The 13,271-nt window shown below is 45.9% G+C and carries 10 protein-coding genes; 7 read left to right on the top strand and 3 right to left on the bottom strand.

Annotated elements, in window-relative coordinates; translation table 11 throughout:
• Positions 1-242: 242 nt before the first annotated feature.
• Positions 243-986, bottom strand: coding sequence for a sporulation protein (locus AB4507_RS18890; RefSeq protein WP_017059779.1), 744 nt, complete (start codon positions 984-986; stop codon positions 243-245).
• A gap of 181 nt (positions 987-1,167) precedes the next feature.
• On the opposite strand from AB4507_RS18890, the gene hutC reads away from it, so the two are divergent.
• The 6 genes from hutC (at position 1,168) to AB4507_RS18860 (ending at position 8,529) form a co-directional block, all read left to right on the top strand.
• Positions 1,168-1,881 (top strand): histidine utilization repressor, encoded by a 714-nt coding sequence (hutC, locus tag AB4507_RS18885; RefSeq protein WP_102501283.1) that lies wholly within the window; start codon positions 1,168-1,170, stop codon positions 1,879-1,881.
• 113 nt (positions 1,882-1,994) lie between these two features.
• A complete protein-coding gene (gene hutI / locus AB4507_RS18880) occupies positions 1,995-3,245 on the top strand; it encodes an imidazolonepropionase (RefSeq protein ID WP_372170527.1) in 1,251 nt (416 codons plus the stop codon).
• The gene (gene hutG, locus AB4507_RS18875; RefSeq protein WP_372170524.1) at positions 3,232-4,260 is read left to right on the top strand and encodes a formimidoylglutamase; all 1,029 of its coding nucleotides are present in this window, start codon (positions 3,232-3,234) and stop codon (positions 4,258-4,260) included. The genes hutI and hutG overlap by 14 nt, the downstream gene beginning before the upstream one ends.
• A gap of 90 nt (positions 4,261-4,350) precedes the next feature.
• Positions 4,351-6,045 (top strand): urocanate hydratase, encoded by a 1,695-nt coding sequence (gene hutU, locus AB4507_RS18870; RefSeq protein WP_017063597.1) that lies wholly within the window; start codon positions 4,351-4,353, stop codon positions 6,043-6,045.
• 14 nt (positions 6,046-6,059) lie between these two features.
• Positions 6,060-7,592, top strand: a complete 1,533-nt coding sequence (gene hutH, locus AB4507_RS18865) for a histidine ammonia-lyase (protein WP_102320505.1) — start codon at positions 6,060-6,062, stop codon at positions 7,590-7,592.
• 211 nt (positions 7,593-7,803) lie between these two features.
• The gene (locus AB4507_RS18860) at positions 7,804-8,529 is read left to right on the top strand and encodes a DUF3581 domain-containing protein (RefSeq protein ID WP_016792117.1); all 726 of its coding nucleotides are present in this window, start codon (positions 7,804-7,806) and stop codon (positions 8,527-8,529) included.
• Positions 8,530-8,620: 91 nt separating this feature from the next.
• Here AB4507_RS18860 and AB4507_RS18855 read toward each other — a convergent pair whose 3' ends face one another.
• Together AB4507_RS18855 and AB4507_RS18850 are read right to left on the bottom strand one after the other, a co-directional pair.
• Entirely contained in the window at positions 8,621-9,082 is a 462-nt protein-coding gene (locus tag AB4507_RS18855; protein ID WP_017066183.1) for an isoprenylcysteine carboxylmethyltransferase family protein, read from the bottom strand.
• 66 nt (positions 9,083-9,148) lie between these two features.
• Positions 9,149-12,184, bottom strand: coding sequence for an FAD-binding and (Fe-S)-binding domain-containing protein (locus AB4507_RS18850; protein WP_372183083.1), 3,036 nt, complete (start codon positions 12,182-12,184; stop codon positions 9,149-9,151).
• 222 nt (positions 12,185-12,406) lie between these two features.
• On the opposite strand from AB4507_RS18850, the gene AB4507_RS18845 reads away from it, so the two are divergent.
• Positions 12,407-13,090 carry a DUF3334 family protein gene (locus AB4507_RS18845; RefSeq protein ID WP_017059770.1) on the top strand — a complete coding sequence of 228 codons (684 nt, stop codon included), beginning with the start codon at positions 12,407-12,409 and terminating at the stop codon, positions 13,088-13,090.
• Positions 13,091-13,271 lie beyond the last annotated feature (181 nt).

Raw genomic sequence — 13,271 nt, 5'->3', positions numbered from 1 at the left:
ACATCTGTGAGTAGCCGAACATTGTAACGAAATAATATGAAATGACAATGTTAGTCCCGTAGCACCACAAAAACTATATGACTGAAATGTCTCTTCTATATAGATCCTTCTAACGCCTTACCCATAGCTCAATCATTAATTCGTTGGCTTTATCTACAATACAAAAAAGCCGAACGTTTAAGTTCGGCTTTAGAAATCATATTGAACCTATTAATAGAAAGACACTACTAACAGAGAGGGAACTACGCACTCATGATTCTTGATACAGCGTTGCGAATGTCTGAGTCGGCCGCATTAGCAGGTAAGCTGAATGAGATGTATTGGTCGCCGCGGAAGCTCATTGAGCGGTCGATTTCTGCTAGGCAGTGAACCATTGAACCTTCAACGATGAATGACAGCTCGATCTCTTTATTATTCATGAAGCCGCCGCTGCGAAACTCAATCTCTTGGTAACAGCCCGAACGAGAAGCAAAGCTGTTGCCTTTTAAGAAGCCCTTCTCTACGTCTGCTTTCACCATTGCCATACCTGATGCTTCCACGCCTCGGATGATTTTAGCCACTGTTGGCAATGGGTGTACGGAGATAAAGTCACGGTCTTTAGGGTCAATCGCGAAGCCTATATCTAGGTTGGTTTCAACCCACACATGGCATTGGTTCATTTGTGCGTTCAACGCGGTGACTGGCGTTTCATCATTTAACTTAAGACGGAATGGAACCAGTTTGGTTTCGTCCGGTTGGATAACGAAAGGCTCTACGGCTTGAATACGACCCAGTGAAAAGGTTTCGTAGCTGGTGCTATCTTCCGTTTCTACTTTTACTTCTGTGTTGAGAACCAAGTTGATCAGGTCGATTTGTTGCTCAACGTCACCACCAACAATGTGAACATTGCCAGACAACTCTCCACCTTGGAAAACTTCAATATTATCTAAGACAGTATCAACCTTTGCTGCACCGATGCCCAACGAGGCCTTTAATTTCTTAAACATATTATTTCCCTTTCTAATTATCTGATTTACGAATAGTTATTGCGTGACAATTTGCGACACTTGCCTCACAGAATCAAGCAATTTGCCCCATCTATGTTGAATAAGGTCACATTGCCCGAGGAAATGTTGAAATCGTGAAAAATTCCGTTACTCTATTTGTATAGTCAAATAAGGTTTCATTATGTCGAAAGCACCGCTCTACCTTCAGATAAAACAGTTCATAGATGACAAGATCAGCAGTGGTCATTGGCCGGTGGGTTACCAAATCACCACAGAACTCGAACTTACCGAGCAGTTCAATGTGAGTCGAATGACGGTCAATAAAGCCATTCGAGATCTTGTGTCTGAAGGCAAGCTCATCAGGAAACCAAGACTGGGGACTTTTGTTTGTGAACCCGACGAAAAAGCGCAATCTCCGTTGCTTGATATCAACAACATAGCGCAAGAGATCAAAGACCGAGGCCAAACGTATACTAGCCAAGTTATCAAGCACGATAGTATCAAGGCTGATGAAAGCACGGCTACACGGTTAGGTGTGATGATTAACGCAGAAGTGTTCTATAGTGAAATCATACACTTTGCGGACAACGCACCGATTCAATTGGAAGCGCGCTGGGTGAACTCTCAAGCCGCTCCAAAATACCTAGAGCAAGACTTTTCAACCTCTACGCCCAACGAATACCTTTCAAAAAGCTGCCCGTTAAGTGCTATCGAGCACACGGTTGAAGCCATTATTCCAGATTCTCAAATCAGAACGTCACTAAAGCTATCTGAATCAGAACCTTGCCTTCTTTTGAATAGAAGAACATGGAGCAAAGAACGCCTCATCAGCTTTGCATTGCTCTACCATCCTGGTTCTAAGTACAAATTAAGCTCCAAGATACTTCTAAATTAAAGAACATCATCCTGATCGCCGATCACATTTTTGCAACATCGACTTGATTCGGGTCAGCGTTTAGCCTATTTATTTGTATATACATTTAATGTTTAGCAAAGATCTAGGTGATTATGAATTTGATCCTCAAAAATGCACGAGTGGTCTCCATGAGCTCGGGAGTCGACGGTTATCAGCCCTCTTCCCCTCAAGATATCGTTATCGAAAGCGGTAAAATCGTGTCCATCTCTTGTTCAAACCAAGGCGCACTTGCTTCTGAGTTAGAACAAGTACGTGTTGATGGTTCTTTGGATTACGTCACCTATGACTGCAAAAACAAGCTCGTTACCCCAGGTCTTATTGATTGCCACACTCACCTCGTATTTGCAGGCAATCGCGCCAACGAATTTGAACAGCGTTTGAATGGTATCTCTTACACCGACATCGCCAAACAAGGCGGCGGGATTCTTGCGACAGTCACTGCAACACGCGCAGCGCAAGAGTCTGAACTGGTTGAAATGGCACTACCTAGACTCGATGGCCTACTAAGAAGTGGCGTAACCAGCATCGAAGTAAAATCTGGCTATGGTTTAACACTTGATGATGAACTCAAAATGTTACGCGCAGCCAAAGCTTTAGAGAATCATCGCCGAATTAAGATCACCACTACTCTCCTTGCAGCGCATGCTGTGCCACCCGAATACAAAGAGCAACCGGACAGCTATATCGATCTGGTTTGCCAAGAGATCATTCCTAAAGCTGCAGAGCAAGGGCTCGCCGATGCAGTTGACGTGTTTTGCGAATCTATCGGCTTCAACCTAGAACAAACCGAACGTGTATTTGCAGCAGCCAAAGCACATGGCCTCGCGATTAAAGGCCACACTGAACAACTTTCGAATATGGGTGGCAGCGCGCTTGCAGCTAAATACGGCGCACTCTCTGTTGACCATGTTGAATACCTTGATGAAACCGGAGTAAAAGCACTGGCAGAATCAGGCACAGTTGCCACCTTGCTACCCGGTGCTTTCTACTTCCTGAAAGAGACTCAACAGCCACCTATTGCTTTACTTCGTGAACACAAAATCCCAATGGCGATCGCGACCGACCTAAACCCCGGCACATCTCCCTTTGCAGACTTAACGCTGATGATGAACATGAGCTGCACCCTGTTTGGTACGACGCCTGAAGAAGCGCTACGCGGTGTAACTTGTAACGCGGCGGCTGCCATTGGTAAGTCACAAACCAAAGGCAAAGTCGAAATCGGTTATGCCGCAGATTTGGCTATCTGGAACATCGACCACCCTGCAGATCTAAGCTATCAAGTCGGTGTTCCTCACCTGCATAAACGCATTGTTAATGGCGAGGTGTGTCATGACTCAATCTAAATCCAACGGTATCCAAGAGAACGCAACAACCGTGCATAACTTTGTGTGGACCGGACGTAATGATCTTGAAGATGTCGCACTCGGTACTCGCGTTCATCACATTACCAAGCAAGTGCAAAGTAGTGAGTTAAGTGACAAGCTGACTGACGGTGATATCGCCTTGGTAGGCTTTGCCAGCGATGCCGGTGTTGCAAGAAATAAAGGACGCGTGGGCGCGAAACAAGCACCTAACTTGATACGCCAAGCGTTGGCGAATATGGCTTGGCACAGTGACGCACACATCGCCGATCTTGGTGATATCGAGTGCAATGATGGTCAATTAGAAGTCAGCCAAAAACAGTGTGCTTCTGTGATTGCCAATGCCTTAGCAACCAACAAAGTGATTACCCTTGGCGGTGGTCACGAGGTGGCTTGGGCAACGTTCCAAGGTCTCGCTGAGCACCTAAATAAAATTCAATCAGAACACAATCCTAAGATCGGCATCGTTAATTTTGATGCTCACTTTGATCTTCGTGAATTTGAAAGCGACATCACCGATGTTAAACCGAGCTCCGGCACGCCTTTTAACCAGATCAGTGATTACTGCCACGCACATCAATGGCCGTTTCATTACGCTTGTCTTGGTGTGAGTGCCGCCAGCAATACCAAAGCGCTGTTTAACAAAGCTGACCAACTGGGCGTGTGGTATGAACACGACCGCAACATGACCCAAGTGAATCAAGTCGCTCAACTGATCAAGTTACAAAAATTCATCGTTGAGTGTGATTATCTCTATCTCACCATTGATCTCGATGTTTTCCCCGCAGCTACTGCGCCGGGCGTAAGTGCACCAGCGGCAAGAGGCGTGAGCTATGAAGCGCTTGCTCCTTTTCTAGAACAGATTTTCCAACACAGTGAAAAACTCATTATCGCGGACATAGCGGAATACAACCCAAACTACGACGTCGATGGCCAAACGGCTCGATTAGCGGCTCGTTTATGTTGGGATATTGCCAGTGCAATGGCCAGCGACTAATCCAGCTATACCGATAACTACAACTACAACTACAACTACAACTACAACTACAACTACAACGATATAACGTGAAACAGAAGGAATTCCAAAATGACGGAACACCACAACAGTGACCCTCGTCTCGACACGACTCGCGAAATTCGCGCACCTCACGGCACCACTTTGCGCGCTAAATCTTGGTTAACAGAAGCACCACTGCGTATGCTGATGAACAACCTAGACCCTGATGTGGCAGAACACCCACATGCACTGGTTGTGTATGGCGGTATTGGTCGCGCGGCACGTGATTGGAAATGTTATGACAAAATTGTTGAAGTATTAGAGCGTTTAGAGGACGACCAAACGTTACTTGTTCAATCCGGTAAACCTGTGGGCGTGTTCCCGACTCATAAAAACGCACCTCGCGTACTGATCGCTAACTCGAACCTTGTTCCACACTGGGCGAACTGGGAACACTTCAACGAGCTCGATAAAGAAGGCTTGATGATGTACGGCCAAATGACCGCGGGCAGCTGGATCTACATTGGTTCACAAGGCATCGTTCAAGGTACTTACGAAACCTTTGTCGCTATCGCGAAGAAGCACTTCCAAGGTGAAGCAAACGGCAAGTGGGTTCTAACGGGCGGTCTTGGTGGAATGGGCGGCGCTCAACCTCTTGCTGCAACGATGGCTGGCTTCTCAATGATCGCAGTGGAGTGTGATGAATCACGAATCGACTACCGCTTGCGTACTGGCTATGTAGACAAAAAAGCCACCAGCTTAGATGAAGCGATGGCAATGATTAAAGAGTCAGACACGCCAATCTCTGTTGGCTTATTAGGTAACGCCGCAGACGTCTTCCCAGAGTTAGTTGAACGCAATATCACACCTGATGTGGTGACTGACCAAACCTCTGCCCACGATCCTCTTAACGGCTACTTGCCGCAAGGTTGGACGATGGAGAAAGCCGCACAAGAGCGCTCCATTGATGAAGCAAAAGTGGTGAAAGCCGCTAAGCAATCTATGGCGATTCAAGTACAAGCGATGTTAGACCTGCAATACCGCGGCGCAGCGACCGTGGATTACGGTAATAACATTCGCCAAATGGCACTGGAAGAAGGCGTAGAAAACGCGTTTGATTTCCCAGGTTTCGTTCCGGCTTATATTCGACCTTTATTCTGCGAAGGTATTGGTCCTTTCCGTTGGGCGGCACTATCTGGTGACCCAGAAGACATCTACAAAACAGACCAAAAAGTAAAAGAACTGATTCCAGACAACCCACATCTACATAACTGGCTAGATATGGCGCGTGAACGCATTCAGTTCCAAGGCCTGCCAGCGCGTATTTGTTGGGTTGGCTTGAAAGATCGTGAACGCTTAGGCCAAGCATTCAATGAAATGGTGAAAAATGGCGAACTGAAAGCACCAGTTGTTATCGGTCGTGACCACCTAGATTCAGGTTCAGTAGCAAGCCCGAACCGCGAAACAGAAGGCATGATGGATGGATCAGATGCCGTATCAGATTGGCCTCTATTGAATGCCCTTCTGAACACAGCGGGCGGCGCAACTTGGGTTTCTTTGCACCACGGTGGTGGCGTTGGTATGGGCTTCTCGCAACACTCAGGCATGGTGATTTGTTGTGACGGCAGTGAAGATGCATCACAGCGTATTGCTCGCGTACTTCACAATGACCCAGCAACAGGCGTTATGCGTCATGCTGATGCGGGTTACGATATTGCCAAGCAGTGTGCTAAAGAGCAGAAGCTTGATTTACCTATGCTAAACGAAGAACTTCGTCGCCTTTAACTTCTGGAGAGAACATGTTGAATTTATTACTTAAACCAGGACTTCTAGGCCTGCCTGAACTTCGAAAAATCAGCCGTAGCCCTGTAAACTTATCACTCGATCCAGCAGCGATTCCTGATATTGAAGCGAGCATGCACGTTGTAGAACAAGTGATTGCTGAAGATCGCACTGTGTATGGCATCAATACGGGTTTTGGCTTATTGGCAAATACCAAAATTGCGCCTGAAGATTTAGAAGTACTACAGAAAAGTATCGTGCTTTCTCACGCGGCCGGCATTGGTAAATTCATGTCTGATGAAACCGTGCGCTTGATGATGGTGTTAAAGATTAACAGCTTGTCTCGTGGTTACTCGGGTATCCGACTCAAGGTGATTAACGCTCTTATCGATCTTGTGAACGCACAGGTTTATCCGTGTGTTCCACAAAAAGGATCTGTGGGTGCTTCAGGAGATCTTGCTCCCCTCGCCCACATGAGTACGGTACTTCTAGGTGAAGGCCAAGCGCGCCACAACGGCAAAATCATCACTGGCTTAGAAGCAATGCAGATCGCTGGCTTGGAGCCAATCACACTTGCTCCGAAAGAAGGCTTAGCTCTGTTAAACGGCACACAAGCATCGACTGCCTTTGCATTAGAAGGTCTGTTTGCAGCTGAAGACTTATTCGCGTCTGCAACCGTATGTGGCGCGATGTCTGTAGAAGCAGCGCTGGGTAGTCGTCGTCCGTTTGACCCTCGAATTCATCGCGTTCGTGGTCATCGTGGTCAAATGGATGCCGCGCTTGCTTATCGCCATATGCTTGATCAAAAGAGTGAGATTGGTGAATCACACACTTGCTGTGAAAAGGTTCAAGACCCTTACTCGTTGCGCTGTCAGCCTCAAGTGATGGGTGCCTGTTTACAGCAAATTCGTAATTCAGCAGAAACGTTAAACGTTGAAGCGAACTCGGTATCGGATAACCCACTGGTATTTGCTGAAGACGGCGACATTATTTCAGGTGGTAACTTCCACGCAGAACCTGTGGCAATGGCAGCGGATAACCTAGCACTTGCGATTGCAGAAATTGGTAGCCTTTCTGAACGAAGAATGGCACTGCTGATTGATAGCGCACTAAGCAAACTTCCACCTTTCTTGGTCGATAACGGCGGCGTTAATTCAGGCTTTATGATTGCTCAAGTAACCTCTGCTGCTCTGGCAAGCGAGAATAAAACACTGGCACACCCAGCATCAGTAGACAGCCTTCCAACATCGGCAAACCAAGAAGATCATGTATCTATGGCAACCTTTGCGGGTCGTCGACTGCGTGACATGGCAGAAAACACCCGTGGCATCTTGGCTGTTGAATACTTAGCAGCAGCACAAGGCTTGGATTTTAGAGCACCAAATCTCTCTTCTCCTCGAGTAGAAGAAGCAAAACAGATACTGCGCGAGAAAGTCAGCTTCTACGACAAAGACCGTTACTTCTCACCTGATATCGAGCAAGCAAATCTACTGCTCAAATTATCAGTGCATAACCATCTAATGCCAGAAGGCCTACTGTGTAGCTTCTAAGGTTTGGCGAAATAGCACGTCATATAAACAGGGGCTATTGATTAGCCCTTGTTGCATTGAATCCAAGCCCCTATTCCCCTCAAAATCGTCACATACCATCCAACGTATTTATCTAATCGACTGATATATAAGCAAAGTTAACTGGATAGACCATTAGAACGAAGTTAGTTAGCTATAATCCACCCCAGATTTGATGACTAATAGCGATACTATGTTTCTGACACCTTACTTTTCTACTGAAGACAATCAATTTCAATTCACTCGTGAACAAGCTAGCCACTTTGCTAAAAAAGTAGCTGCTGACTTCAACCCAATTCACGATGAAGACAACAAGCGCTTCTGCGTGCCTGGCGATCTTTTGTTTGCAGTTCTTCTGCAGAAAGAAGGCATCAGCCAAAAAATGCGTTTTGATTTTTCAGGTATGGTGGGTAACGGTATTGCGCTTAGCGTTGACAACAAATGTGAGAAAGAAAGCTCACTGGTTGACGAGAAAGGCAAAGAGTACCTACACATGTCTTGTGAAGGTGAAAAGAGCCACGACCAAGCATTCATCGAGCACGTGGTAACAAACTACGTTAAGTTCTCTGGCATGAACTTCCCACACATCATGGTTCCTCTTATGGAAGAACAACAAATGATGATCAACTGCCAACGTCCTCTAGTGATTTACGAGAGCATGGAAGTTGAATTTACTCGCCTAGACCTGTCTCACCCAGAAGTTGAATTCTCTGGCGCGACTTTTGATGTTGAAGGCAAACGTGGCATCGTGACCCTGAACTTCGATTTCAAAGAAGACGGCGAAGTAGTAGGTAAAGGCGTGAAGCGTATGGTAGCAAGTGGCCTTAAGCCATACGACCAAGCTTCTGTAGACGACCTAGTAAACCGCTTCAACGAACGCAAAGAGATGTTTCTAGCTCAGTTCACAGCCGCTGCTTAATCAGCTCTAGAACAAGATCAATAAAGCCCAGCTTGATAATCTCAAGCTGGGCTTTTTTATTTCGATTACTAAGCCAGCACTCAAATCATCACTAAATCCAGCGTCTAACCTTTTGTTTGTAATCAACATATTCTGCGCCGAATAATTGTTCTAGTGCTCGCTCTTCGGGTTTGATTTGGAAGTAATTCATGTAGATTACGAAGCCAAAGCTAAGTAGTACACTGAAGATATTCTGGAAGAAGTAGCCAAAGCAAAATAGCAGGATGAACAACCCTAAGTACATTGGGTTTCGCGTGTAGCCAAAAATTCCACTGTCCACGACGGCTGAAGCGGTTTCTACTTTGATCGGGTTAACGGTGGTTTTCTGTTTTCGAAATTCCAATATGCCGGATATTCCGATCACACCACTCAATGTGACTCCGATTCCTAACACAATCATTCCATAAGGCAATGCCAGTGTCCCTTGGCTCAACTGTTGAGCGCAGAAGTATGATGCTACGAATACAATAATGAACAGTGCAACTGGTGGTACTTTTAATTCTAGAAATTTCATACTTTTCCTTATTAACATTCCTTTGTTAGTTTAGAAAAAAGCCCAGCAATTGCTGGGCTAAATGTATTAGAGAATTTTTGCTAGCGCCTGTAATGGGTGAGCAAGCTTCTCACCTTCAAAACGCTTCACTTGGCTGCGGCAAGAATAGCCCGTCACCAAGCAACGATCTTTTGGTAAGTCCTGCATTTGAGGCTTCCAGCTTAAACCATATATGTCTTTCGACATTTGTAGCTTATCGACTTCGTGGCCGAAAGTTCCCGCCATACCACAACAGCCGACAGGAACGCTGGTTAACGCCGCCCCAAAGTGTTTGAAGATAGTACCCCACTCTTTTTCAGCGTTCGGCATTTTGGTTTTCTCAGTACAGTGAGCAAACAAGTACCACATATCTTCACTTGCTGAGCGTGCTTCGAACTCACCTAGCGATGGCATTAACCATTCATGCACAGTAAGTACATCAAAGTCGCCGCGCTTGTCACCTAAGATCTCGACGTATTCATCGCGGTAACAAAGCACAAGAGCAGGATCAACACCGACCAAAGGAATTCCGATATCCGCCACCATCGACAAGAAATCCGAAGTCGATTTCGCCTCACGTGCAAAACGATTTAAGAAGCCCTTGATGTGCAACGCTTTACCATTCGGTTTGAACGGCAGCAGTACCGGAGTTTTGCCAAGTTTTTGAGCCAGAGTGACAAAGTCTTCAATCACCTCGGCATCATAGAAGCTGGTAAACGGGTCTTGAACGATCAGCACATGCTGTTTCTTCTGTTCAGAAGACAAGCCTTCTAAATACTGTAAATCGAAGAGTTGCAGCTCTTTACTCGCTAGACGATTTTTGAGCGTAGGCACCGACATCAATGGTGCATCAACATAACCGACCGTTTTAGCTGTTGCCGTTTGGATCCACTTTTGACCCAATGCAGCGTTGACTACTTTTGGCGCTTTCGCCATCAGCGGCAGCATGGTTTCAATGTTGGCAACTAGATAATCTTTTGCAGGGCGCTGGTAACGCGAGTAGTAGATGTTCAAGAATCGAGAACGGAAACTTGGTACATCGACTTTGATCGGACATTGACTCGCACACGCTTTACACGCCAAACAACCGTTCATCGCCTCATGAACTTCATGCGAGAAATCGTACTCATGGCGTTTGTTCATCGTATTGCGAACACGCTCAATCATAGTCTTAACGGGTGTGTTGTCTTTCAACGCTTCTTGCTCAAGGTCGAGAATATCAACGCCTTGTTCAGTCAGTTGACGCAACCACTCTCTTACCAAGCCTGCGCGGCCTTTGGGTGAGTGACGTCGGTCAGCCGTAACTTTCATTGAAGGACACATTGGCGAGCTAGTATCGTAGTTGAAACACAAGCCGTTACCGTTACATTCCATTGCTTGCTTGAAGCTGTCACGAACTTGTACGTCGATCTGACGGTCGTAGAAACCACGCTTGGTATCGGTGACTTTCACCAATTCAGCGTCACTTTCTAAAGGCGTACAGATCTTGCCTGGGTTCATCTTGTTGTGCGGGTCGAATGCTGCTTTAATACGTCTTAATTCGGTAAACAGCTCTTCACCAAAGAAGTCTGGGCCATACTCAGAACGGAAACCTTTACCGTGCTCGCCCCACATTAAACCGCCGTATTTCGCCACCAGCTTAACCACTTCATCAGAGACTTCATGCATCAATGCTTCTTGCATCGGGTCACACAGTTCCAATGCTGGACGAACGTGTAATACGCCCGCGTCAACGTGACCAAACATGCCGTAATTCAACTCTTTTGAATCGAGTAACACTCTAAATTCAGAGATGAAATCCGCGAGGTTTTCTGGTGGTACACAAGTATCTTCAGCAAAAGCGACTGGCTTAGCTCGGCCTTTCGCCGCACCTAACAGACCCACTGCTTTCTTACGCATGTTGTAGATTCGGCCAATGCTCGCCAAATCGCTACAAACTTGAAAACCAATCACGCCGGCTTCTTCGCTTTCAACCATGGTTTCAAGGCGTGCAGTCAGCGCTTGAACTTGCTGTTCAACTTCCGCTTCATCTTGGCCTGCAAACTCAACCATGTTGATGCCAAGCATCTCTTTGTTCGGAACATCAGTCAGCAAATCGCTCACGGTGTGCCAAACGATGTCTTGCTTCGCTAGGTTCAATACTCTTGAATCTACCGTTTCAACAGACAGTGCTTTCGCTTCCACCATGAACGGCGCATTACGCAGCGCAGAATCAAACGTGTTGTATTTCACGTTAACCAGTGTGCGCGCTTTTGGAATCTTGGTTAGGTTTAACTTTGCTTCCGTGATGAATGCTAAAGAACCTTCAGCGCCACATAGAACGCGAGTTAGGTCAAAGCTGTCATCTTGTTCGTTGATTGCATTCTTTAGGTCATAGCCTGTTAAGAAGCGATTCAGCGGAGGGAATTTATCTAAGATTTGAGCGCGTTTGTCTCGACAAACCGCCTCTGTCACCGCAAGTGCATGGTGAGCGAATTCACCCTCTACAGGTAAGCCGTGTGATAAATCAGATTCTAGACATGAACCATCTGCGAACACCGCTTGCAGCGACAATACATGGTCAGACGTTTTGCCGTACTTCAATGACCCTTGGCCCGAAGCATCGGTATTGATCATGCCACCCAAGGTTGCTCGGTTACTGGTAGAAAGGTCTGGAGAAAAAAAGTAACCATAAGGGCGAACAGCGTCGTTCAATTGATCTTTAACGACACCAGACTGAACTCTTACCCAGCCCTCTTTCTCGTTAATCTCAAGAACCTTATTCATGTATCGCGACAGGTCAACCACGACACCTTTTGTTAAAGATTGTCCGTTGGTTCCGGTACCGCCGCCACGAGGGGAAAAAGTCACGCGTTCGTAAGCGGATTTAGAAACCACTTTACCGATAAGCACAACGTCTTGCGTTGTTTTAGGAAGGATGACCGCCTGCGGCAATTGCTGATAGACACTATTATCAGTCGCCACAGCCAAACGGCTAGAATATTGAGATTCAATGTCGCCAGTAAAGCCCGCTGTTTTTAGTTCATCTAAAAAGCGTACAACAACTGGATCGACATCAGCATTGAGTTGAAGTCTTGGTAACATTTGCTTCCTGCCCCTACTTCGCTGATCCTATCAGCATTGGGTTATCTGAGATTTTTAATAATTTTCTTTGAATTTCGTCACTTTACTACTATTAAGATCATATAAAAAGGTGATCAAATCAGAATCTCAGTGCAAGAATGGAGAAATAGTCACTTTAGTCTTAATTCAGTAACAATATACTGAATAACATTTTGTTTAAGACATCTCCACGAGCACATCACAATGAAAAAAAACAAAACAGTCACAACTGAAGATATCCTTCTTAAACTATGCCAATCAGTCTCAAGCGTACTGACTTCAGCGACGGCTTCTCAGGTGTCCTATTCAGCCATGGTTCAAAAGATCAACAAGACAAGCCTAAAGCCAGATTTTGGTTGCTTCGTTCTGTTTGACGGCGGCTTTTCTGGTCTCGTTGTTATTAATTTTACGTCCAAAGCAGCGCTAGAGATCTACACCAATTACATGCGCAATATGGGCATGCCTGAAAACGAGCTTGCTGTGCTTCATACTTCAGACGAAGTGGGTGATGTATTGGGTGAGTTGATGAACCAATTAGTTGGCGATTTCACCAATAAAATCCGCAAAGAGCTGCAAACCAACATCACACAAAACCAACCGAAAATGCTGGCTCTGAACAAGCAAGTTAACCTTTCTGTTGATACCAATCTCGACCGTCCACAAGCTCGTCGTGTGACCTTCTCTACCGCTAATAACAACATCTTCTACCTTGAGCTTGCGATGGATAAGACTGAGTTCATTCAATTAGAAGAATTTGAAATCGCAGAAGACGAATGTCCAGATAGCATTCTTGAGGCGACTCAGAAAAAAATGCAAGAAGCGAACAAGCCAGCTCAAAGCTCTGGCAATGATTCTGCGGCAGATCTACTCGATGAACTGGGTATCTAGTTTACGAATGCTCTAGACATATTGAAAAAACGTGTCACTAACGCCATCAATACGCTTGATGGCGTTTTTGTTTTTACCGCCAACTGGGCTCATGCAGTTCAATGTTCACCGCCTTCCTTGTTCATCAAACCAGTTTTGCCTTTCTGTTACCCGCGAAAACATGTAAAATGTTGGACTTTTA

The sequence above is a fragment of the Vibrio sp. 10N.222.54.A3 genome (assembly GCF_041474095.1).
Lineage (GTDB): Bacteria > Pseudomonadota > Gammaproteobacteria > Enterobacterales > Vibrionaceae > Vibrio > Vibrio crassostreae_C.
The sequence above is the reverse complement of the archived record's forward strand: the minus strand, read 5'-3'. Positions and strand labels throughout refer to the sequence as shown.

What these genes read in the sequence shown, in the direction of transcription:
- AB4507_RS18890 (WP_017059779.1), bottom strand. Translation starts at nt 986, where the DNA reads ATGTTTAAGAAATTAAAGGCCTCGTTGGGCATCGGTGCAGCAAAGGTT.
- hutC (WP_102501283.1), top strand. Translation starts at nt 1,168, where the DNA reads ATGTCGAAAGCACCGCTCTACCTTCAGATAAAACAGTTCATAGATGAC.
- hutI (WP_372170527.1), top strand. Translation starts at nt 1,995, where the DNA reads ATGAATTTGATCCTCAAAAATGCACGAGTGGTCTCCATGAGCTCGGGA.
- hutG (WP_372170524.1), top strand. Translation starts at nt 3,232, where the DNA reads ATGACTCAATCTAAATCCAACGGTATCCAAGAGAACGCAACAACCGTG.
- hutU (WP_017063597.1), top strand. Translation starts at nt 4,351, where the DNA reads ATGACGGAACACCACAACAGTGACCCTCGTCTCGACACGACTCGCGAA.
- hutH (WP_102320505.1), top strand. Translation starts at nt 6,060, where the DNA reads ATGTTGAATTTATTACTTAAACCAGGACTTCTAGGCCTGCCTGAACTT.
- AB4507_RS18860 (WP_016792117.1), top strand. Translation starts at nt 7,804, where the DNA reads ATGTTTCTGACACCTTACTTTTCTACTGAAGACAATCAATTTCAATTC.
- AB4507_RS18855 (WP_017066183.1), bottom strand. Translation starts at nt 9,082, where the DNA reads ATGAAATTTCTAGAATTAAAAGTACCACCAGTTGCACTGTTCATTATT.
- AB4507_RS18850 (WP_372183083.1), bottom strand. Translation starts at nt 12,184, where the DNA reads ATGTTACCAAGACTTCAACTCAATGCTGATGTCGATCCAGTTGTTGTA.
- AB4507_RS18845 (WP_017059770.1), top strand. Translation starts at nt 12,407, where the DNA reads ATGAAAAAAAACAAAACAGTCACAACTGAAGATATCCTTCTTAAACTA.